Source organism: Brevibacterium album DSM 18261 (assembly GCF_000426445.1).
Classification (GTDB): domain Bacteria; phylum Actinomycetota; class Actinomycetes; order Actinomycetales; family Brevibacteriaceae; genus Brevibacterium; species Brevibacterium album.
On sequence record NZ_AUFJ01000013.1, the window covers coordinates 153,398 to 174,458 of the forward strand.

General features: G+C 71.4%; 18 protein-coding genes. 5 read left to right on the forward strand and 13 right to left on the reverse strand.

Annotated features, from left to right (window positions below; translation table 11 throughout):
• Positions 1-80: 80 nt before the first annotated feature.
• Entirely contained in the window at positions 81-1,430 is a 1,350-nt protein-coding gene (locus K318_RS0110990; protein ID WP_029089525.1) for a D-serine ammonia-lyase, read from the reverse strand.
• Positions 1,431-1,653: 223 nt separating this feature from the next.
• Positions 1,654-2,559, reverse strand: a complete 906-nt coding sequence (locus K318_RS25250) for a FadR/GntR family transcriptional regulator (protein ID WP_051297887.1) — start codon at positions 2,557-2,559, stop codon at positions 1,654-1,656.
• Between the two features lie 76 nt (positions 2,560-2,635).
• Between K318_RS25250 and K318_RS0111000 the strand changes: the two genes are divergently transcribed.
• A complete protein-coding gene (locus K318_RS0111000; RefSeq protein ID WP_342664208.1) occupies positions 2,636-3,466 on the forward strand; it encodes an ABC transporter ATP-binding protein in 831 nt (276 codons plus the stop codon).
• Positions 3,467-3,499: 33 nt separating this feature from the next.
• Here K318_RS0111000 and K318_RS0111005 read toward each other — a convergent pair whose 3' ends face one another.
• From K318_RS0111005 to K318_RS0111025, 5 genes are all read right to left on the reverse strand, one after another.
• Complete coding sequence (locus tag K318_RS0111005; protein ID WP_029089527.1) at positions 3,500-3,925, reverse strand: HIT family protein; 426 nt, start codon at positions 3,923-3,925, stop codon at positions 3,500-3,502.
• A gap of 237 nt (positions 3,926-4,162) precedes the next feature.
• Complete coding sequence (locus tag K318_RS0111010) at positions 4,163-4,825, reverse strand: DUF6320 domain-containing protein (protein ID WP_029089528.1); 663 nt, start codon at positions 4,823-4,825, stop codon at positions 4,163-4,165.
• Positions 4,822-6,474: an alcohol acetyltransferase gene (locus K318_RS25020; RefSeq protein ID WP_245579866.1), complete on the reverse strand. Its 1,653-nt coding sequence runs from the start codon at positions 6,472-6,474 to the stop codon at positions 4,822-4,824. The genes K318_RS0111010 and K318_RS25020 overlap by 4 nt, the downstream gene beginning before the upstream one ends.
• Positions 6,471-7,421, reverse strand: coding sequence for an alpha/beta hydrolase (locus tag K318_RS0111020; RefSeq protein WP_245579867.1), 951 nt, complete (start codon positions 7,419-7,421; stop codon positions 6,471-6,473). The genes K318_RS25020 and K318_RS0111020 overlap by 4 nt, the downstream gene beginning before the upstream one ends.
• Positions 7,422-7,672: 251 nt before the next feature.
• Positions 7,673-8,884: an aminotransferase-like domain-containing protein gene (locus K318_RS0111025; RefSeq protein ID WP_035281580.1), complete on the reverse strand. Its 1,212-nt coding sequence runs from the start codon at positions 8,882-8,884 to the stop codon at positions 7,673-7,675.
• A 254-nt stretch (positions 8,885-9,138) separates the two neighbouring features.
• On the opposite strand from K318_RS0111025, the gene K318_RS21215 reads away from it, so the two are divergent.
• The gene (locus tag K318_RS21215) at positions 9,139-10,467 is read left to right on the forward strand and encodes a dicarboxylate/amino acid:cation symporter (protein WP_051297888.1); all 1,329 of its coding nucleotides are present in this window, start codon (positions 9,139-9,141) and stop codon (positions 10,465-10,467) included.
• Positions 10,468-10,612: 145 nt separating this feature from the next.
• Here K318_RS21215 and K318_RS21220 read toward each other — a convergent pair whose 3' ends face one another.
• Positions 10,613-12,448: an ABC-F family ATP-binding cassette domain-containing protein gene (locus tag K318_RS21220; protein WP_051297889.1), complete on the reverse strand. Its 1,836-nt coding sequence runs from the start codon at positions 12,446-12,448 to the stop codon at positions 10,613-10,615.
• Between the two features lie 638 nt (positions 12,449-13,086).
• On the opposite strand from K318_RS21220, the gene K318_RS0111040 reads away from it, so the two are divergent.
• The 3 genes from K318_RS0111040 (at position 13,087) to K318_RS0111050 (ending at position 16,288) form a co-directional block, all read left to right on the forward strand.
• A complete protein-coding gene (locus K318_RS0111040) occupies positions 13,087-13,869 on the forward strand; it encodes a class I SAM-dependent methyltransferase (protein ID WP_051297890.1) in 783 nt (260 codons plus the stop codon).
• A complete protein-coding gene (locus K318_RS21225) occupies positions 13,866-14,681 on the forward strand; it encodes a class I SAM-dependent methyltransferase (protein ID WP_051297891.1) in 816 nt (271 codons plus the stop codon). The genes K318_RS0111040 and K318_RS21225 overlap by 4 nt, the downstream gene beginning before the upstream one ends.
• Positions 14,682-14,845: 164 nt before the next feature.
• Positions 14,846-16,288: an MFS transporter gene (locus K318_RS0111050; RefSeq protein WP_029089532.1), complete on the forward strand. Its 1,443-nt coding sequence runs from the start codon at positions 14,846-14,848 to the stop codon at positions 16,286-16,288.
• Between the two features lie 24 nt (positions 16,289-16,312).
• Here the strand turns inward: K318_RS0111050 and K318_RS0111055 are convergent, their stop codons facing one another.
• From K318_RS0111055 to K318_RS0111075, 5 genes are all read right to left on the reverse strand, one after another.
• Positions 16,313-17,086 (reverse strand): DUF1345 domain-containing protein, encoded by a 774-nt coding sequence (locus K318_RS0111055; protein ID WP_029089533.1) that lies wholly within the window; start codon positions 17,084-17,086, stop codon positions 16,313-16,315.
• 44 nt (positions 17,087-17,130) lie between these two features.
• A complete protein-coding gene (locus K318_RS0111060) occupies positions 17,131-17,940 on the reverse strand; it encodes a family 1 encapsulin nanocompartment shell protein (RefSeq protein ID WP_029089534.1) in 810 nt (269 codons plus the stop codon).
• A 12-nt stretch (positions 17,941-17,952) separates the two neighbouring features.
• The gene (locus tag K318_RS0111065; protein WP_029089535.1) at positions 17,953-19,095 is read right to left on the reverse strand and encodes a Dyp-type peroxidase; all 1,143 of its coding nucleotides are present in this window, start codon (positions 19,093-19,095) and stop codon (positions 17,953-17,955) included.
• A 69-nt stretch (positions 19,096-19,164) separates the two neighbouring features.
• Complete coding sequence (locus tag K318_RS21230) at positions 19,165-20,130, reverse strand: CPBP family intramembrane glutamic endopeptidase (protein WP_051297892.1); 966 nt, start codon at positions 20,128-20,130, stop codon at positions 19,165-19,167.
• A 91-nt stretch (positions 20,131-20,221) separates the two neighbouring features.
• The gene (locus tag K318_RS0111075; RefSeq protein WP_051297893.1) at positions 20,222-21,031 is read right to left on the reverse strand and encodes a TetR/AcrR family transcriptional regulator; all 810 of its coding nucleotides are present in this window, start codon (positions 21,029-21,031) and stop codon (positions 20,222-20,224) included.
• Positions 21,032-21,061: the final 30 nt, after the last annotated feature.

Below are 21,061 nucleotides of genomic sequence, written 5' to 3' on the forward strand. Positions count from 1 at the left end.
GCGCGGGTTCCTGCTGAGCTTTCCGCTGCGGTCTCATTCGACGCAGAAGCATCTGCGCCGAATGAGACCGCAGCCGGAACTCACTCCGCGAACAGCGCCGCGTCCGCGGTGAACTCCTCCGCGAGCGCCCTGCCCTGCTCCAGGTAGGCCTCCATCTCCTCTGCGGGCACCATGCTCCCGCCCGTGAGCCACACGAGGTGCACCGTCTCCGGTGAGTTCCACGAGGCGGGCAGGCCTCCGGCCTCGGCCGCGCGGGCCATGCGCCACGGCAGGGTGAGCCCGGCGGCTGCGGAGGGCTCGATGCGGATTCCCTCGGCCTCCTCGAGCACGGCGACCCCGGCCTGCATGACGGCGTCCCCGACCGTGGCGAAGCCGTCGATCATCGGTGCGAGCCGCTCGCCGATGAACCGGGAGGGGCGGGAGACCGCGAGGCCGTCCGCGGCCGTGAGACCGGACAGCCCGATGTCCTGGACGCAGATGTCGCTGTGCAGTCCCGAGCGCACGCCGAGCGCCATCGCGGGCGAGCGCACCGGCTCCGCGAAGACGCAGCGGACGGAGTCCCCGAACTCCCGCTTGAGTCCGTAGGTCACACCGCCGGGACCTCCGCCCACGCCGCAGGGCAGGTGGACGACGAGGGGATGCCGGGCGTCGATCCGCACGCCGCGCTCCTCCAGCTGCGCCCGCAGCCTCGCAGCCGCGGTGGCGTAGCCGGCGAACAGGCTCACGGAGCTCTCGTCGTCGACGAAGTGCACGCGGGGATCGTCGCCCGCTGCCGCCCGTCCGGCGGCGACCGCCTCGTCGAAGGGCCCTCGGTGTTCGACGACCTCGACGCCGCGCTCGCGCAGCAGCGCCTTCTTCCACTCCCGCGCATCCGCGGACATGTGCACCGTGACGGAGAAGCCGAGGGCGGCGCTGAGGATCCCGATCGACATGCCCAGGTTGCCCGTGGAGCCGACCACCACCGAGTAGGTGCGAGCGGCGTCCCGGAAGGACCGCGAGCCGTAGGTCCGCGGGTCCTCGGCGTCGAGGGATGCCTCTCGGGCCACGGCCTCGGCGAACTCGAGCACCTCGTGGAAGCCGCCGCGGGCCTTGATCGACCCGCTCACCGGCAGGGCGTCGTCGCGCTTGAGGAGCAGGCGCCCGCGCAGGTGTGCGCCCAGGCGCGCGTTGCCGAGCGCGCGGAGGCCGGCGGCCTCGGCGAGTCCCGATTCCACGATGCCGCCGGCCGCGCGGGTCTCCGGGAACGCCTCGGCGAACCACGGCGCGAAGCGGCGCAGCCGCGCGGCCGCATCTGTGATCAGGGTGGGGTCGAGGCCGGTCTCCGCGAACGCCCCGGCGATGGGCGGGAGGCCTGTCCGCAGCCAGGTGAGCGGCTCGCTGCGGGCGAGGGTGCCGATCACGGGATCGGCGGTCAGGGTCATCGGTTCCATGGTCTCTTCGCGCACTGCCGTGGTCCTCCCGTGTGGGTCGATAGGGGATGGGCGGTCCGCACCGGACGGAGAGTCCGCCGTTCGCCCCGCAGGCTGCTCTCGCCGCCCCGGAGCCATTCTCGCAGTGTCGTCTCGCGGGGAACAGTGCATCCGGGTGACCCCGTGTCCGGAGTTCCGGGTGCAGTGGCGCCCGCCGAGGCGTCTCAGGCGCCGGTACAGGCGCTCACGCAGGCGCCGAGGGTGCCCCGTCCGTCTCCAGACCTGAACCCAGCGCGGTGAGATGGGCGCGGGCGCAGCGGGCGGCCTCTGCGTCCCTGCCGCAGATGACTGCCTCCGCCAGCCGTACGTGCCCCGTTTCGTCCGTCGTCCAGTCGAGCCGTCCGGTGAGATCGAGCATCTCCTCCATCGCCGTGCGGAGGCGGTCGGTGAGCCCGTCGAACACGCTGAGCAGCACCTCGTTGTGCGCCGCCGCGATCACAGCTCTGTGGAAGCGCATATCGGCCTCGACGAGAGCACGGGCGTCTGCAGGAGCGGTGGGTGCGAGGATGGGTTCTCCGGAGTCGGCAGGCGGCGCCTCAGCTGCTCCCAGGGGCCCGGCGCCGGGGTCTGCGCAGAGCCCGGCCGCGGGTGCGGAATCTTCCGCGCGCTCGGCCGGCGGGGGCGCAGCGCCCTCCTGTCGCCCGGGCCTCTCGTCCTGCGCCGTCGCGCTGGGACGGGGGAGGAGGCGGGCGCGTGCGGACAGGGCGCGGCGGATCGAGCGGACATCCTCGGGGGTACGGCGGAGAGCGGCGAGCGAGGCGGCCTCGGCCTCGATCGCGCAGCGGGCCTCCAGCACGGCCGTGATGTGCGCGCGTCGCAGGACGGTGTTCCAGTCCTCATGCGGTGCGAGTGCGGTGAGGAAGGCGCCCGCGCCCTGCCGCGTCTCGACGACTCCGCGGCCCGCGAGCTGCCGGACGGCCTCGCGCACGGTGGATCGTCCCACTCCCAGCTGCGCGACGAGTGCGCTCTCCGAGGGGAGCCGCGCGCCCACCTCCCATTCGCCGGCCGCAATGCGGGAGAGAAGAGCCTCGGCCGCCTGATCTGCCAGAGGTCGCCGCGTGAGCGGGATGCGAGCTGTCGGTGTCGCCATAGTGCCTCCGTGTGTCCGTGTTCGGCCAAGCCGTCCCACTTATCAGCTTGTCTGATGAGTTGTGTAGAGTCCAGTCGTGATCGGGAGGAAGGATGCGCGGATGGACGGTGCGGGAACGGGAGTCGCGGAGGCGGTTCTCACGATGGAGTCCGTGGACTTCGTCCGGGACGGCGGACAGATCCTCCACGGCGTGGATCTCACCGTGCGAGCGGGGGAGCACTGGGCGCTGCTGGGGCCCAATGGTGCGGGCAAGAGCACCATTCTGAGCATGTGCGGCGCAGTGAACCACCCCACGCGCGGGACGGTCCGCGTGCTCGGCCATCGGCTGGGACGGGTGGACATCCAGACGCTGCGGAGATCGATCGGCCACGTGAATCCGCGGCACCCCCTGCGTTCGCCGCGGACGGTGCTCGAGGTCGTGCTCACGGGTGCGACGGGCAGTACCGAGCTCGTGCCGCGCTGGACGCCGAGCGCGGATACGGCCGCGCGGGCCGAGGAGCTCATCGACCGCATGGGACTGCGCGGCATCCGCGATGCGAAGTGGCCCGTGCTCTCGCAGGGGGAGCGCGGGCGGGCGCTCATCGCCCGCGCCCTGCTGCCGGACCCGCCTCTCCTGCTCCTCGACGAGCCCGCGACCGGCCTCGACGTCGCCGCCCGTGAGCGGTTCCTCGCGACAGTGGACTGGCTGCACCGCGATCAGCCGGAGCTCACCACCGTCCTCGTGACCCACCATCTGGAGGAGCTGCCGGCTTCGACCACGCATGCGCTCCTCGTGAAGGACGGTGCGGTGCTCGCGGCCGGTGAGGCGGAGGCGGTGCTGACGACGGAGCGCGTCTCCACGTGCTTCGACTACCCCGTCGCCATCGAGCGCAGGAACGGTCGCTGGCGCGCGTACGCCGGCGGTTGAGCGCGGGGCGAGGTCCGGGCCGGAATCGCACGCTCACCCCAGCGCCGAGGCGAGTCGGCCGCCCAGCTCCTCGAGGAGTGCGCGGTCCCCGGAGATGCCCGGCCGCCACGGCGGGACGAGGGCGTCCTTCGACTGGTCCGCATAGCGCGGCACCACGTGCAGGTGGAAGTGGTAGACGCTCTGCCAGGCCTCCGCGCCGCAGCAGTTGAGGAGGTTCACGCCGTCCGCGCCCAGCTCCTCCACGACGACGCGGGCGATCCGCTGGGCCGCGAGTGTCACCGCCGTGAGGTCCTCGGCGCCGATCTCCAGCAGGTCGCGGCTGTGCAGCCTGGGGATGACGAGCAGGTGCCCGTCCGTCCCGGGGAAGATGTCCATGAAGGCGAGCGTGCGCTCATCCTCGTACACCCTCACCGCGGGCGACTCTCCGGCCACGATCTCGCAGAACACGCAGTCAGTCATGGGCACAGGCTATCCGGAGCACAGGCTCTTCCGGGACGGCCCTCCGTGCTCGCCCGCCGTGCCTCCTTCGCGTCTCCGTTTCCGCTCATGTCTCGTTCTGCTTCGTTACCCGGCCCGGAAGACGACGCGCATCGAGACACGAGCGAGAACCGAGACGCGAGTGAGAACTGAGACCCGAGCGGGAACCGAGACGCGAGCGGGAACCGAGACGCGAGCGGGAACCGAGACGCGAGCACTCTACAGGTGCAGGCGCTTGGCGAGCTCGTGCCGCAGCTCCTGCTCGCGCACCAGCTGCAGTGCGAGGGCCGCGATGCTGAGCGCGCCGCAGAAGATCGAGGGCAGCGGATCGGCGACCCAGCCGAGGGCCAGGAACACGAGCGGCGCCAGGCCGAGCACCACGGTGAGTCCGCTGTAGACGATGTGCTCGCCCACCTCCATGCGCAGCACCCTGACCGTGATGAGCACGGCCGCGATCGCACAGGCGCAGACCACCGGCACGGCATAGGAGAGGGACCAGCCGTCCCAGCCGGAGAGATAGTCCCAGTACGCGCACACCCCTCCCACGACCACCACGAGGTACACGGTCCCCTTCGCGACGTTGCGGCGCTTGCCCACCGCCATGAGCACCACGAGCCACATCGTGCTCACTCCCAGCCAGACCGCGCGCAGCACCCCCACGCTGTCGTCCTCATGCCGGAACAGGAGCTGCGCGAGGAAGGACGCGAGCACCACCGCGAGCGAGGCGAGCACGAGCACCCGGAGCACCCTCCTCCGCGAGAAGGACAGGGGGACTGCCGGGAACGGGCTCGGGCCAGGCGTCCCTGCAAGCGGTGAGGCGCACAGGGGGCAGCGCTCCCAGTCGCCCTCGACGTCCACGGAGCAGTCGGCGCAGCGTCTCATCCCCGCTCCTCCTGTGTGCCGTCCGCATCCTCCGCCCGGCCGGGGGCGCTGCGCCGCCCGCAGGCCTGGGCCAGCTCGGCGAGGGCGGCCTCGGCGAGCTCCTGCTCCGTCACGCGCGCCGAGGCGACCGTCACCGGCACCCCGGCCCCTGTCAGCATCCGCGCGAACTCGCGGACGTGGTCGGTCTCCGTGAACGGCGAGGTGAAGGTGACGGTGAGCAGGCCGCCGTGGGAGACGGCGCAGAACTGCGGCCGCACCGCGGAGACGTGGAAGAGCATCCGCCCCACGCGGGACTCCGCCGGCTCCGGCAGGCTCACGCGTCCCAGGTTCGACACCGCGACCGTGAGCCCTCGATTGCTCAGCGCGTTGATGAGCCGGAGCAGCAGGTCCTTGGCTCCCCGCGGCACGATGCGGAGCAGAGGCATCCGCTCGAACCGGATGAACCTCCGCAGCTTCTTCTCGAGGGCCGCCGGTGCCGTCTGCGGACGGAACTGGCCCTCGAGGCTGCGGCAGATCGCGGAGAGGTCGTCCGCGCCCTGACCGTAGGTGTGCGCCACCCGCACCGTCGTGAAGAAGTTGCGCGGCGAGGAGGAGGGGAAGAACTGGCGCAGGTTCACCGGCACCGAGGCTGCCACAGTCCGGCGCCGGCCCAGCCCATGCGGGGAGCGCGCCTCGGCGGCCGTGCGGATCGCCTCGAAGAACAGCGCCGTGAGGTACATCGTGAGCGAGGTGCGCTCCGCCCGCGCGAGTGCGAGCACGTCCGCCGCCGGCATCGTGAGTTCGACGGCGCGCGTGCGGTTGTCCGGCGTCCGCGTGCCCTTCACCCGATGCGCCCGCCCGGCGGAGAGGCCGAGCAGCCGCTCCTGCGCTGTTTCGGGCGGGCGCGCCGCTTCAGGCGGAGGTGTCGCTTCGCGGGGAGGCGCTGTGCGATGACCGGATTCCGCGTCCCCGGAGCCCTCGAGGAACGCCTCGGGCTCCCCTCCGCTCCGCCTCCTCTCGCGCCGCCGGGGCTTCCGGAAGTAGTGCGCGAAGCTGTCGGCCGTGAGCTCGTGGACGGGATCCGCTCCTGTGCCCGCATCATCGGCATCGGAGAGAACGGCGCCCGCCGAGGCCGCAGCGGGGACCGGGCCCACACCGGACGAGGCCGGAGCGGGGAGCAGGTCGGCACCCAGCGCCTCGGTGTCCGCCTCGGCGTCCGCGGGCCGGTCGTCCTCCGCACTGCACAGCCGCAGGTAGGACGTCACCACATCGGTGAGGAACCACAGGGCACCGGTGCCGTCGGACAGGGCGTGGAAGACCTCGAGGGTGATCCGTCTGCGGTGGTGGACGAGCCGGAAGAGGAGCGTGCGCCGGTCCGGCTGATAGATGGGCGCGCAGGTGTACTGGTTCTCGGCTGTGACCTCCGGATGCAGCGCGCTGTCCTGGAGGTAGTGCCAGAACACTCCGCGGCGGAGCACCGCATGGTAGATCGGGAACCGGGCGCAGACGGCGTCGAGGGCCTCCTGCAGCAGGGCGGGGTCCACCTCGTGATCGACCTCGGCCGCGAGCCGGAACACCTTCGAGTCCACATCGCTGCGGGCGGCGAGGAAGATGTTCGAGGCGTTGTCCAGCCGAGCCCAGGCCGGGCGCGTGCCCACCCGGCGGCTCATGCGCCGGCTCCCGCGGTGTCTGCGGTCTCGTCGAGGAACGCGTTGATCACCTCGTAGGCCTCCCGCAGGGGCCGGGCGAAGCGCGGCAGCGCTATGAAGCCGTGCAGGGCCCCGCCGACCCGGTGGACGCGCACCTCGTTCCCGGCCGCAGCCAGCGCGCGCCCGTAGTCCTCCCCCTCGTCGCAGAGCAGGTCGAGCTCCGCCGTGATGAGCAGGGTCGCTGGCTGACCCGAGAGGTCGTCGGCCATGAGCGGGGAGATGAGCCGGTCGCAGCGCTGGGCGGGATCGGGTGCGTAGAGGTCCATGTAGTCCTGGATCTCCGTGTTCGTGAGCCGGTAGCCCTCACCGTGGGCGCGCACGGAGGCGAAGGGCGAGGTCCGCGGATCATGATCCCAGTGCGTCACGGGGTAGAGGAGGATCTGCCTGCGCGCGCCGGGATGTCCCTCCTCGCGCAGCAGCAGCGAGACGGCCGCGGCGAGGTTGCCGCCTGCGGAATCGCCCACGAGGACGAGGCGCCCGGGGTCCGCGATCTCCGCCCTCCCGGGCTCGTCCAGGAGGAGGCGGGTCGCGCGCACGCAGTCCTCGAGCCCGGCGGGGAAGGGGTGCTCGGGCGCCAGCCGGTAGTCCACGGAGGCCACGACGCAGCCGGTGAGCTCGGCCATGGTGGTGCATGCGGGGGTGTAGCTCTCGATGTCGCCGGTGACCCATCCGCCGCCGTGGAAGAAGAGCAGGACGTCCTCGCGGCGCCGCTCCCGGGGGCGGAACACGCGCACCGGGATCTGATGGCTGCCGTCCGCGGACATGATCTGCCTGTCCAGGATCCGGTAACGGGGCACGGGACGGGCGGCGAGCTGGCGCTGCAGGCGCCGGACGCGCTCATAGTCCTCCCGCATGTTCACCCGTGGTGCGGCGAAGAGTCCCAGCAGCGCTCTGACCAGGCGGTTCACGGGTTTCCGCGCCTCTGCGGGGTGCATGCCGGGCAGCGGTCCGATGCGCGGGGGCCGAGGCGGGCAGCGGGAGCGCTCATGGGGTGAGTGTAGAGGGCGCGGCGTGAGGAATGCGCAGGTCCCGCGCGGGCGCCCGTCGCCGCCGGTGGGGAGGCGGGGTGCCTGTGCCTGCGCGGGGCGGAACGCCGGAGACGAGGAGGCCCGCAGAAGGCAGTGCAGCCGTCGCACCGAAACGACCGGGTTCGGGCCCCTCAGACGCGGTAGTCCTCTGCGAACACACGGTGCAGGCGCTCGATGCCCTCGTGGATCCTCTCGACCGAGTTGGAGACGAAGCTCAGTCGCAGCGTCCCCGGCACGGGATCGGAGACGTAGAACTGGGAGCCGGGGATGTAGACGACCCCATCGGCGATCGCGACCGACAGCGCATGGTTGGCGTCGTACGGCTCGGGCATGCTCGCCCAGACGAACATGCCGCCATCGGGCCTGTTGAACGTCGATCCTTCCGGCAGTGCGTGCCCCAGACCGTCGACCATCGCGTCCCTGCGCCGCATGTACTCTGCGCGCACGGGGTCGAGCTTCTCCTCGAGGTCGTGGTTCTCCCACCAGTGTAGTGCGGCGAGCTGGTCGATCGTGGAGGTCTGCAGGCTGATGCCCTGCTTCGTGGTCGTGAGGGTCTCGAGCACCTCCTGCGGTCCGCGGATCCAGCCGATCCGCAGTCCCGGCGCCAGGATCTTCGACAGTGTGCCGAGGTAGAGGGACTTCCCGGCCAGGCGCGGATCGGAGCTGATGGGGGAGTAGGGCTCGTCGCGGAAGCGGATCTCCGAGTACGGATCGTCCTCGATGAGCCAGATGTCGTGGCGGGCCAGCACGTCCGCGATCTCGTTGCGCCGCTCCCGCGGGGTGGTCACACCAGTGGGGTTCTGGAAGGTGGGGATCGTGTAGACGGCGCGGGGCGAGTGCCGGATGATCGCCTCCTCCAGCGCCTCGGGCACCATCCCGCTCTCGTCCGTCTCGACGGCCCGGAAGCGGGCGCCGCCCAGGGCGAACGCCTGGAGCGCGGAGACGAAGGTGGGGTTCTCCGTGAGCACGATCGCGTCCTCGTCGAGCACCACCTGGCCGATCAGCCCCAGACCCTGCTGCGAGCCCGAGGTGATGATGATGTCATCGGCCGTGCTCCACACCCCCTTGGCGGTGAGGAACTGGGCGATGCGGGCCCGCAGCTCCGGCTCTCCCTCCGTGGAGGAGTACTGGAGCGCCCGAGGCCCCTGCTGGGCGAGCACCTCGGCGTAGGAGCGCGCCACCCCGGCCACGTCGAACAGCTCGTTCGCCGGGGATCCCCCTGCGAAGCTGATCATGCCCGGCGCGGTCGCGATCCGCAGCAGCTCGCGGATGGGCGAGCCGCCCAGCCCGGCGACACGGGCGTTGATGGGAGGGACACCTGAGCGGAGGGCACCATTCACCATGCCCTCATCATGAGGGCCGGAGCCTGCCGGGGCAAGGGGCCTCCGTCGTCATGCCCCGCCTCTCGCCCCATCTCCCCGGGTGAGCATTTCCTGTCGCTTCTCGGCCCGAAAGGCGACAGGAAACGCTCACCTGACGGAGAAGGAAGCAGGGGGGCCTGCTCACTCGCCCGGCGACGAGTCGCTGAACCTCCGCCACCGCCCGACTACAGTGGTGTGGCTGACGACGTGATCGGCATGAGGAGAGGCAGAGCCCCATGAATGCAACCCAATCCGCGGGGAAGAACCCGCAGTCCGGGCTCCGCGCCGCCCTGCGCAGCTACCGGTTCCCGCTCGCGATCCTCTCCGGTGTGCTCATCGGCGCGATCATCGGCCTGGTCTTCGGCGAGCGGGCCGCGGTCCTCAAGCCGTTCGGCACCCTCTTCATCAACATGATGTTCACGCTCGTGGTGCCGCTCGTGTTCCTCTCGATCGCCTCGGCGGTGGCGGGCATGCAGTCGGCCAGGCGTCTCGGCGGAATCCTGGGCGGCATGATGGGCGTCTTCATCGCCACCGGCGTCGTCGCCTCCGTGATCATGATCGCGGCGCTGTGGGTCTTCCAGCCGACGAACGGCATGGACATCGAACTCGCCGCGCCCGAGGCGGTCGAGGAAACCGAGGGGTCCCTCGGCGACCAGATCGTGGGCTCCTTCGTCGTCGACGACTTCTCCAAGCTGCTCTCCGCGGAGAACATGCTCGCCCTCATCGTCTTCGCGATCCTCGTGGGCTTCGCGACGAGCACGCTGGGGGAGAAGGGCCGGCCCTTCAACGCATTCCTCCAGTCCGGCTCCGAGGTCTTCCTGAAGTTCACCTCGCTCATCATGTACTACGCGCCCATCGGCCTGGGTGCGTACTTCGCCGCGCTCGTCGGCGAGCTCGGGCCGCAGCTGGTGGGCGGGTACCTCCGGGCTTTCCTCGTGTACTTCCCGGTCTCGATCGGCTACTTCCTCATCGCGTTCTCGCTCTACGCGTTCCTGGCCGGAGGCAGGCGCGGCTTCGCGAGCTTCTGGAAGAACATCATCGAGCCGTTCGCGGTCTCCGTGGGCACCTCGTCCTCGGTCGCGGCGATCCCGGCGAACCTGCGCGCAGGAGCGCGCATCGGCGTGCCCCGCGACATCCGCGAGACGATCATCCCCATGGGCGCGACGATCCACATGGAGGGCTCGTGCCTCAGCGCGATCCTCAAGATCGCCTTCCTCTTCGCGATCTTCGAGCGCGACTTCTTCACACCCGGCACCATCCTCACCGCGATCGCCTTCGCGCTGCTGTCCGGCATGGTGATGGCGGGCATTCCCTCGGGCGGCTTCATCGGCGAGCTCATGATCATCACGCTCTACGGCTTCCCGCCTGCGGCCCTCCCGGTCATCCAGATCATCGGGACCGTGGTGGACGCCCCGGCCACCACCGTCAATGCGGTGGGCGACCAGGCCTCGTCCATGATGGTCGCGAGGCTGCTCGACGGGAAGGACTGGCAGGAGAAGGGCCTCGCCGCCGAGGCTGCCGAGGCGCGTGCGGCCGGTCCCGCCGCGGGGGCCGCCGAAGCCTGATCCGTCCCTGCCGCGCGGCCGCGGCGGTCGTCGCGGCAGCTGCCGTGCCGCACCGCCCCGGCGGTTGTCGTCTGCCGTGCGAACCCGATTTCGGCGTTCGACGGTTCGCACGGCAGACGACAGTGGAAGCGCCGGTGTGCCGCCCCTATCCTGCGGCGGGTGAGGCCATGCGCGCGTCCGCACCGGCTCCGGCAACCGGCTCAGCTCCGGCGTCCGGCTCAGCGCTGGACGAGAGACCGCCCAGCTCCAGCCGCGGCCAGTGGGCCAGCCTCCGCAGCACCTGCCTGTCGTGGCTGGCGATCACGACCGCCGCCGAGGTGTCCTCCAGCGCGTCCAGCAGCTCCTCGACCAGCAGCATCGACATGTGGTTGCTCGGCTCGTCGAGGAGCAGGACGGTGGGGGAGGCGCCCAGGACCGTCGCGAGATGGAGCCTGCGGAGCTGCCCCTGCGACATGTGCCGCACGCGCGTGCGCAGGGCCTCGCCGCTCAGCAGGCCGAACATCCCGCCCGGATCGCGGCTCTCGGAGAACGCCTCGCGCCCGGCGGGCACAGCAGCCTCGGCGCCCTCCGAAGCCGCGGCTCCGGCGCCCTTCGCGGCTCCGGCACCCATCGCGGGCCCGGTCGCGCGCGCAGCCGCTCCTTCGCGCACCTGGTACGGCAGCGCTTCGGTCGGCCAGTCAGGCACCTCCTGGCCCAGCAGCCCGATCCGCGCGCCGCGGTGAGGGCGGACCTCACCGGTGCCGGGTTCCAGCGCACCGGCGAGCATCGCCAGGAGGGTGGACTTCCCCGCCCCGTTGGGTCCGGTCACCACGAGGCGCCCGCCCCCGCGCAGGGTGAGGGAGGCCGGTGCCGCAGACCGTCCGGGCACCGCCACGGCCTCGGCGGTGATGAGCGGGGCGCCCTTCTCCGCACGGAGGGCGGGGAAGTTCAGGGCAGGCGGTGGGGGAGGAACCGTGAGCGCGTGCGCGGCCAGTTCGCCCTCCCTCCTCCGCAGCGCCTGCACCACGCCGGGCGCGCGCGACTGCCGCTGGTGCTTGTGCGTGCCCTTGTCGGGGCGCCAGCCGGTGGACAGGCGGGAGCGGGCGGCGTCGACGGCCTCGCTCAGCCGCCGGTGCTCGGCCTGCTGTTCGTCGTACTCCGCCTGCCAGGCCTCGCGCTCCCGTGCGCGGCCGCTCCGCCAGCCGTCCCAGCCGCCCGCATAGCGGCGGGGCAGGCCGTCGGAGCTGGGGTCGAGGTCGAGGAACTCGTCCGCGACATCGGAGAGCAGGGCCGCATCGTGGGAGACGAGCACGAGCCCGCCCTGGTGCGCGCGCAGGGACTGCGTGAGGAAGTCCAGGCCCGAGGCGTCCAGGTGGTTCGTGGGCTCGTCGAGCAGGAGCAGGTCCGGCGCCGCGCCCAGCACGCATGCCAGGCGCACCCGGTAGCGCTGGCCCACGGACAGCTCCGCGAGCGGACGCTCCCGGTCCGTGCAGGCGCCCAGCGCTTCCAGCGCGATGTCGACGCGCCTGTCGGCGTCCCAGGCGTCCAGCCGCATGGCGGCCTCGAGGGCTGCGGCATAGCGGTCCTCGGGAGCGGGGCCCGAGGCGTCCCCGCTCTCAACGGGGGAGGCGCCTTCCGCCTCTCCCGCCAGCTGTGCCGCCGCCGCGTCCAGCTCCGCGAGCGCGGACCGGGCGGGGGCGATCGCCTCGGCGATGAGCGAGCCGACCGTCGCCCCTGCCTCCGCGCTGAGCTCCTGCTCCGCGAAGGCGAGGCTGCCCGTGCGCTCGACGGTGCCGGAATCGGGCGCGAGCCGCCCGGCCAGGATGCGCAGCAGGGTCGTCTTGCCGCGTCCGTTCTCTCCCACCAGGGCCAGGCGGGTGCCGGTGCCGACGGCGAGGTCGACGCGGTTCAGCAGCGGGGTTCCGCTGAATGTGTGGGTGAGGGCGCGGGCGCGGATATGGGCGCTCCCGCCCGCGGATGGGTGAGTGGGGGTGAGGGTCATGTCTTCGTCCGTTCGGTTCCAGCCGGTGCGGACGGCACAGGTGCTCGGCGGTTCGCGGCGCGCACGGTGCGGGCGGATCCGGCGCGCGGTCCGGTCAGGGCCGGAGAGCGTGCGGAATCGCTGGGCCCGGTCGCCGAGGCGGTCGAACCGGTACGGGTGCGCGGCAGAGGGTGCCGGAGAAGTGCCGTCGTGGGGTCATGCGTTCCGACGGCGAGGCGAAGAGTGCAGAAGCGCGGGGATGCGACAGTGCGCTCAGGGGCACAGCAGGAGGAGCCGAAAATGGGAGTGCGGCGCGTCTGCTCGGGGCCGAGGCGATTCTGCGGGACTCGGGTGCTCGCCGTCAGCGGCGGATGCGGTCCCTGACCCAGATGGAGGAGGTGCGTTGCATGTCACCAAGTCTATATGTGATTCCGGGGCGCAGGTCAAGCTGTCAGGGCGGGTGTGCGCGTGAGGGGGCGCACACTGATCGTGATGCACGTCACCCCTTGTGAGGTAGTCGATGTCCTCTGGGGGAGTCAGCCGGTTCCTCACTGGGTATTCTCAAAAAAAGCACCAGCTCCGCACACTGCCGGTTCCTGCGCGAATGGGTCGTCCGTGGGCCTGGGGCAGACCGGAATCCCAGAGAGGAGCGACGGCGCATGAATATGAGCGCAGCCGCTTATGAGAACTCCACACGGTTCACCGGCCTGGCGGGAATGTACGACCGCTTCCGTCCGGGCTATCCGGATGCGTGTCTGCAGTGGCTCGCCGATCGCGCCGGCCTCACCGGCAGCGCCGTGGTCGCGGACATGGGTGCCGGCACGGGCAAGCTGTCGGAGGAGCTCGTCCTCACGGGGCTGCGGACGGTAGCCGTGGAGCCCAATCCGGACATGTACTCCGTCCTGCAGAGGAAGTCGGAGATGACCTCTCTGCTCACGACGGTGCAGGCCACAGCGGAGGACACGAGGCTCGAGGACTCCTCCATCACCCTCGTGACGGCGGGACAGTCGTTCCACTGGTTCGACCCCGAGGCCTTCCGCGAGGAGTGCGCCCGGATCCTGCAGCCGGGCGGCAAGGTGGCGCTGCTGTGGAACTCCCGGCGCAGGGAGACGGCGCTCGTCCAGGCCAATGCGGCCGTCTTCGAACGGCATGTGCCGTACTTCCCGGGGTTCAGCGGGGACCACCGCGTCTCCGCCGACGATTTCGCGGACTTCTTCCGGCCCGCGGGCTACGAGTACCGGGAGTTCGAGCACGACCAGATGCTCACCTGGGACGAGTTCCTGGGCCGCAACCTCTCCGCCACGTACGCCCCGCGCGAGGGCGATGCCTCCTACCAGCCCGTCGTCGAGGAGCTGCGCGCGCTGTTCGAGGAGCACCGCGAATCCGATCTCATCCGCTTCCCCCTCGTCACCCGCGTGTTCGTGGGCGGGGTGCAGGGGTGAGCGCCGGGGGCGCCGAGGCGTTCACCGGCCTCGGCGAGGTGTACAGCCGTGCGCGTCCGGGGTACCCCGAGGCCTGCTATGCCCTTCTGGAGCAGGCGGTGGGCGGGAGCGGTGCCGCAGCCGGCGATGCTGCGGGGAGCGAGCGCGACGCGGCCGAGGCCGGAGCCGCCGTGGTCGCGGACATCGGCGCCGGCACGGGCAAGCTGACGGCGGGACTGCTGGAGCGCGGGTGGCAGGTCACCGCGGTGGAGCCCAATCCGGACATGCTCGGCCAGCTGGAGGCACACCTCGGCGGCCGTCCGGGGCTGCGGACCCTGCAGATGCCTGCGGAGTCCACAAGCCTCGCCGACGGGAGCGTCGACCTCGTCACGGTGGCGCAGGCGTTCCACTGGTTCGATGCGCGGGCCTTCCGCGAGGAGTGCCGCAGGATCCTGGCGCCCGGCGGGCAGGTGGCGATCATCTGGAACTTCCGCCGCGCGGAGGAGCCCTCGATCCGGCAGACGGTCGAGGCCTTCCGGGAGCATGCGAGCGGTTTCGTGGCGCTCACGCTGGGGGAGACGGTCACGCAGGAGGACCTCGCGGAGTTCTTCGGCCCCGGCGGGTGCTCGCATGCAGTGTTCGACAACGACGAGGACCTCGACCGGGAGACCTATCTGGGGCGCTACCTCTCGACCTCGTACTTCCCCAAGGAGGGCGATCCCGGCCGCGCGCCGCTCATCGCGGAGCTCGAGCGCATCTTCGACGAGCACAGCACGGACGGCGTGTACCGCTTCCCGAATGCGACGCATGTGTACCTCGGCTCGCTGAGCTGACCCCCGGTCTGCCGCCCGCTGCGCCGCCCGCTGCGCCTCCCGCCGAGTGAGCGGTTCCTGTAGGTTTCAGCGTCGCAGACCGACCGGAACTGCTCACTCGGCGGATACGGGCTGAGCCGCACCCGGTGCGCGGTCATGGGAACGGCGTGGGCTAACCTCGGCATGTGAGCGGAAGAGACGGGAGACGGCGCAGACGCCTCTCCCGCCGTGCTCCCGACTGGGCGGTCGTCGCAGCGCTCGCCTTCTCCGGACTGTGCTCCGCCTTCATGTTCACGCTCGTGGTCCCGCTGCAGGGCGAACTGCCCCTCCTCCTCGACGCGGAGCGCGAGGACACCGCCTGGGTCGTGACCATCACCCTCCTCGTCTCCGCCGTCGCGACCCCCATCTCCGGCCGCCTGGGCGACATGTACGGCAAGCGCCGGGCGATCCTCGCCCTCATGGGCGTCATGATCGTCGGCTCGCTCGTCGCCGCCCTCACGGGCTCCCTCCTGGGCGTCATCATCGGCCGGGGCCTGCAGGGTGCGGCCATCGGCGTCATCCCGCTGGGCATCGCGGTGATGCGCGATGTGCTGCCGCCCGAGCGCCTCGGCTCGGCCGTCGCCCTCATGAGCGCGACGATGGGCGTGGGCGGCGCGATCGGCATGCCGCTCGCGGCCTATGTGGCGCAGAACGCGGACTGGCTGGTGCTGTTCTGGATGTCCGCGGGTCTGGGCCTGCTGGGGCTCGTGATCATCGCCGCGGTCGTGCCCAGCGACACCCTCCGGGCCGGCGGGAGGCTGGACGTCCCCGGCGCCCTCGGCCTCGCTGCGGGCCTGACCGGAATCATGCTCTTCATCTCCCGAGGCGCGGACTGGGGGTGGTCCTCTCCGCTCGCCCTCGCCTCGGCGGCCGGAGGCGGCGTCATCCTCCTGCTGTGGGGCTTCCACCAGCTGCGCGTGCGGGGGCCGCTCGTGGACCTGCGCGTCGCGTCGCGGCCTCCCGTGCTGCTCACCAACCTCGCCGCGATCGGGATGGGCTTCGCGCTCTTCGGCTCCAATGTCAGCTTCCCGCAGATGCTCGTCATGCCGGAGTCCACGGGCGCGGGGTTCGGCCTCACCATGATCCAGGCCGCGCTGTGCATCATGCCCTCCGGCATCATCATGATGCTGCTGTCACCGCTCTCCGGCCTGCTGGAGCGGACGTTCGGGCCGCGGCTGCTGTTCACCGTGGGCGCTTCATCCGTAGTGCTCGCGTATGTGTTCGTGCTGCTGTGGTCGAGCGAGGTGTGGCACCTGGTGACGGCGAACGCGCTCATCGGCGTGGGGATCGCGTTCTCCTTCGCCGCCATGCCGATGATCATCATGCGTGCCGTGCCCGCCGGCAAGACGGGGGTCTCCAACGGCCTCAATGCGCTGTTCCGCTCGATCGGCTCCGCCAGTGCCGCCGCCGTCATGGGCGGGGTCCTCGCGGCGATGAGCCGCCTCGATGCGGACGGCGTGCCCCACCCCACCGCAGCGGCGTTCACGGTGTGCTTCTGGATCGCGATCAGCGCCGCACTCGCCGCCACCGCGCTCTCGATCGCGATCCCCCGGGGCCCGTCGCCGGAGCAGCGCTCCGCCGTGCGGTGAGTGCGCCGGCCCGACCCGCGCAGCTCAGTTCACGCTCACGAGCTGCAGCATGAGGCTCGTGGCCGAGGCGAGCACGACGCTGCCGAAGAAGAAGCTCAGCAGGCTGTGGCTCAGCACCGCCCTGCGCATCTCCGTGGTGCAGACGCTCGCATCCGAGGTCGCGAAGGACGCCCCCACCGTGAATGCGAAGTACGCGAAGTCCACATAGGTGGGCTCCTGGCGGGAGTTGAAGTCGATGGGAGGGATCGCCGAGGCGGTGTCCGCCCGGCCGCTCTCGTCGGTGACGGTTTCCGCGGCGACCCGGGACGCCTCCGCGGGTGCGGAGGCGTCCGCCGCGGGTGCGTCCCGGTAGTAGATCGCCGCATAGCGGAGCATGTACATGAGCTGGACGACCACCCAGGCGCCCAGGACCGCAGCCAGCCCCAGCCCGGCATTCACGGCGCGTCCGACCGGATCCGAGCCCGAGGCCAGGAGCATGGCCCCCATGCCCGCCACCGAGGCGAGCGCCGAGGCCACGTGCAGCCCCTCCCTGACCGCGCGCACAGGGTCCTCCCGCTGCGCGTGCATGCGGGTCCTGCGCGCATCGAGTCCGCGCACGGACAGGCACACCCACACGGCGTGGACGAGGACGAACGCGAGCCAGCCGGACAGGGCGCCGCTGAGCCAGGGCGAGGTGCCGGTGGGCGCCCCGGCGGCGGCCTCCCAGAGGCGCACCGCGGCACCGACGAGCACCCCGGCTCCCACCGCACCGGCGAACCGGTTCCAGTCCCTGAGCCAGAAGAGCCGCGGCTCGGTCATGTCAGCAATCCGTCATGTCAGCGGCCGGACGCGGCAGCAGGCGGTCACGGCAGCAGGTGGATCGCGGCGCAGTCCTCCGCGATGCGGAAGGTGAAGGTCTCCTGCAGGTACAGGTTCACCGTCGTCGCATCGTGCGAGTCGTAGCCCACCGAGAGGTCCTGACCCAGGTGCAGTTCGTAGTCGCCCCCGCGCGCGGAGATGACGACGGCGCCCTCGATGGCCGGCGCGAAGACGACATCGCCGTCCTGGAGGATCCGCTGGATGTGCGCGGACACCGGATTGCCCTCGTCGGCGGCCTCGGCCAGCTGGGTGTAGAGCTCCGCGGAGAGCACCAGGTGGTACGGCCCGCCGATGCCGTCGAGGCGCAGGGTCGTGATCGCCTCGGCCACGGCCGAGGGCAGCTCCGTGATGTCGCCGGGCAGCTGGATGGGCTTGTGCGGGCTGTCCGCGATCACGCCCTGGAAGCCGATGCCCTCACGGGTCCCGGAGAACGCGGCGCCGTCCTCGGCCTTCGCCATGAGCTTGGCCGCCTCCTTGGCCGCGTCCCAGTCGGGGTTGGGGTTGCCGCGCGTGACGGAGTCGGCCTCGCTCCGGCTCACGGAGAAGGGCACCCGCAGCTCCACGACGGGCAGCGAGGTGCGGCTGAGGCCGCGCACCTCGGGGACGCCCGTCTGCGTGTGCGCGGTGCGGCCCGTGGTGAGCGCGGAGAAGTCGAACCCGCGCGGCTCCGGCATGTCGAAGATGCGGCGGCCGGCGATGTGCTTCTTGAAGGTCTCGGCGATCTCGCCCTCGAGGTCGGACCAGGCGGCCTCGGAGAGGGGAGCGAGCTCGCGGTGGAGGTTGTTGGCAGTCATGGTGCGTTCTCCTTAGCTGGGTGTGCGGGCGGTGGTCCTGAGGCTGCCGATGCCGAGGCTGCCGGCACCGGCCTCGGCCGGGAGCGAGGGGGAGACCGGCCGGGGCGCGGCGGGTGCCTCGTCTGCGGCGGGTGCGGAGGGGCCTGCCGGAGATGCCGCCGAGGCGGGCTCAGGGGCGGCTTCCGGGGCCGGCCCCAGGGCGGCGGCAGCGGCGGGCGGGAGGTCCGTGAACGCCTCGAGCAGGGCGGTGGGCGGCACGAAGAACATCGCGCCGGTGACCGCGGTCGAGAAGTCGAGGATGCGGTCGTGATTGCCCGGCGGCTTGCCGATGAACATGTTCTCCAGCATCTCCTCGGTGTCCGCGGGATCCCCGGAATAGCCGATGAAATACGTGCCGAACTCGTCCTCCCCCAGCGTGCCGAAGGGCATGTTGTGACGGAAGATCTCCCGCGGTGTGCCGTCCGGGCGGTCGTCGAGGTCGTTGAGCGCCACATGCGAGTTGGCGGGCTTGACCTCGTCGTCCAGTTCGACGTCGTCGAGCTTGGTCCGGCCGATCACCCGCTCCTGCTCCTCCGTGCTCAGCTCTCCCCATGCGTGCAGGTCGTGGAGGTACTTCTGCACGTGCACGAAGCTGCCGCCGGCATACGCGGCCTGCGCGGGGTCCTCGGACTCCGGGATCCGCACGGCGACCTCGGCGTCCTCGTCCTCCGGGTTCTCCGTGCCGTCGACGAACCCGAGCAGATCGCGGACCTCGAAGTAGCGGAAGCCGTGGACCTCGTCCTCGACTTCCACCGCATCGCCGAGGGCGTCGAGGGCCAGCCGGGCGAACTCGAAGCAGAGGTCGAGGCGGTCCGCCCGCAGGTGCAGGAGGAGATCGCCGGGGGTCGAGGGAGCCGAGTGGACGGCGCCGACGAGGGCGGGGAAGGGGTGGAGGCCCTCCGGCCGCGGCGCGGAGGTGAGCCGGTCCCAGGCGGCGGCGCCGATGCCCGTCACGGTGACGAGATGGGCCTCCGAGGCGCGGAAGCCCACACTGCGGGTGAGCCCCGGGATGCCGGTGAGCACCTCGCGGACCCGTCCCTCACCACCGGGGCGGAGGGTGAGGACGAGGAACAGGGACGCCGGCGGCGGGGGCGTGACGATCTTCTGCACGACCACCTGTCTTCTCCTTCTTTTGACTGATTCGAGTCTATGGAGTGCCCGGGCGATGCGCCAGGGAGGACGCACTCAGTGTGGTGAGCCGATCCCAACTCCCGCAGGGGTCTGCTCACCCGCGGTGACGGTCGTGAGCCCCCGTCGCCGCGCCAGGCGCGCGAGGACGAGCACGACGACCGCGAGCAGCGCGATGGGCACGAGCAGGATGGGTCCGCCGACCCCTGCGGAGCGGTCGAAGCCGGCGTCCATCTCGCCCGTCACGGAGGCCAGGAGCAGGAGGAACAGGTTGTTGGCCAGATGGACCGCGATGCCCGCCTCGAGCCCGCCGGTGAGATGGGCGAGGAGTGAGAGGCCCACTCCGAAGGCGAAGTAGTAGCCGATGAGCCAGGGATCGGCGGCGAAATGGGCGATCGAGAAGAGCACGGCGCTCACCAGCGCGCCGATGACGAGGGAGGCCGTGCCGCTCCGCACCCAGGAGCCGGCGGCCCGCTGGACGACCCCGCGGAACATGTACTCCTCCGCCGCGGCCTGCAGCGGGGTCGTGAGGACGACGACGGCGAGGAAGCCGAGGGCCTTCGGATCGAGCGCGAAGTCGCGGTAGGCGGGATCGAGGAGGCTCGAGGCCGCGAAGAGGAGGTAGACCGGTGCCGCCACCGCCAGGGAGGTCAGGAGCCACGGCATCCGCAGCCCGGGGCCGAGCGAGTGGAACCAGCTCACGCGCAGTCCGCAGAGGAAGCGGTGGAGCAGGAGTGCGATGCCGCCGGCCGCGATGAGCGAGAGGTTGGTGGCCAGGAGCAGCAGGGGAGTCATCCGGAGTGCGCCCCCAGGTCCGAGGACCTGTATGCCGGTGACCATGTCGAGCGTGACCGCGATCATCGAGAAGGCGGTCGAGAGCACGAACACGGACGCGAGGATCAGCACGATGCCGATGGCGCCCTTCCACCACCGGGCGCGCGGCGTGCGGTAGCTCGAGGACCAGCGCAGACCGGGCGGAGGTGCGAGCGGATCCGGATGGGAGCTGGCGTGCGGACTGTTCACGCCACTCAGCCTAGGCGCAGGCACGGACGTGCGGCCCGGTGACCCGGCCGGAGTTCGCAGAAGGTTCGCTGTGTGGGCGCCGTCCGTGCCCCTAGCAGTCCTCGTTGCCGACCGCGCGCCTGCGTGCCACGGTCTGCTCCACTCCGTCCAGGAGCAGTGCAAGGCCGAAGTCGAAGTCGTCCTCCCAGGTGAGGTCGAACGTGTCATCGGACAACTGGGCCATCTCCGGGAAGCGGCCCGAGGCCATGGCCGCCGACAGTGCCGGAATCTGGTGGCGCCAGAACTCGTCGTCGGTCATGCCGCTGTCCTCGGCAGCGCTCTGCCACTGGATCTCCTGGCGCAGGGCTCCCATGACATAGGAGTCGACCGCGGAGAGGATGCCCATCTTCTCCTGATCGCTCATGGGCAGCCCGCGCAGACCGGCGAGCCTGCGGTCGAGGCCGGTGAGGGCATTGGGCCCCAGGACGGGGCGCATCCAGGTGGCCTGCATCGTCCAGGGATGGGCGAGGTAGAGCCTGCGCGCGCTCTGGGCGGCCTCCTCGAGCGAGCGGCGCCAGTGCGTGTCCGCGTCTCCGGCGGCCGGGACCGCTGCCGTCTCAGCGGCAGGATGCCCGTCCGCCGGATCGGCCACGACGGCATCGAGCATGAGGTTGAGCAGCTCGGTCTTCGAGGGCACATAGCGGTACAGCGACATCGTGCCGACGCCCAGCTCCCGCGCCAGCGCACGCATCGAGAGGGCCTCGAGTCCTTCGCCGTCCGCGAGGACGACGGCCGCCTCGACGATCTGGGCGAGGGTGAGCCGAGGCCTGGGGCCCCTGTCCGACTCCGGCAGTCCATGCCACAGGAGCTGCAGGCTGGGCGCCAGCGGGTTCTGCTCGCTCACCGGGTTCTGCTCGCTCACATCGGCTCCTGGAGACGGGAACTTGTCTAT

Bases quoted from the DNA above. Each gene is read 5' to 3' on its own strand.
- K318_RS0111005 (WP_029089527.1), bottom strand. From the start codon at position 3,925: ATGACTGACTGCGTGTTCTGCGAGATCGTGGCCGGAGAGTCGCCCGCG.
- K318_RS0111025 (WP_035281580.1), bottom strand. From the start codon at position 8,884: ATGGTGAATGGTGCCCTCCGCTCAGGTGTCCCTCCCATCAACGCCCGT.
- K318_RS0111055 (WP_029089533.1), bottom strand. From the start codon at position 17,086: ATGACCGAGCCGCGGCTCTTCTGGCTCAGGGACTGGAACCGGTTCGCC.
- K318_RS0110990 (WP_029089525.1), bottom strand. From the start codon at position 1,430: ATGGAACCGATGACCCTGACCGCCGATCCCGTGATCGGCACCCTCGCC.
- K318_RS25020 (WP_245579866.1), bottom strand. From the start codon at position 6,474: ATGAGCCGCCGGGTGGGCACGCGCCCGGCCTGGGCTCGGCTGGACAAC.
- K318_RS25250 (WP_051297887.1), bottom strand. From the start codon at position 2,559: ATGGCGACACCGACAGCTCGCATCCCGCTCACGCGGCGACCTCTGGCA.
- K318_RS0111060 (WP_029089534.1), bottom strand. From the start codon at position 17,940: ATGACTGCCAACAACCTCCACCGCGAGCTCGCTCCCCTCTCCGAGGCC.
- K318_RS0111040 (WP_051297890.1), top strand. From the start codon at position 13,087: ATGAATATGAGCGCAGCCGCTTATGAGAACTCCACACGGTTCACCGGC.
- K318_RS21220 (WP_051297889.1), bottom strand. From the start codon at position 12,448: ATGACCCTCACCCCCACTCACCCATCCGCGGGCGGGAGCGCCCATATC.
- K318_RS21215 (WP_051297888.1), top strand. From the start codon at position 9,139: ATGAATGCAACCCAATCCGCGGGGAAGAACCCGCAGTCCGGGCTCCGC.
- K318_RS0111010 (WP_029089528.1), bottom strand. From the start codon at position 4,825: ATGAGACGCTGCGCCGACTGCTCCGTGGACGTCGAGGGCGACTGGGAG.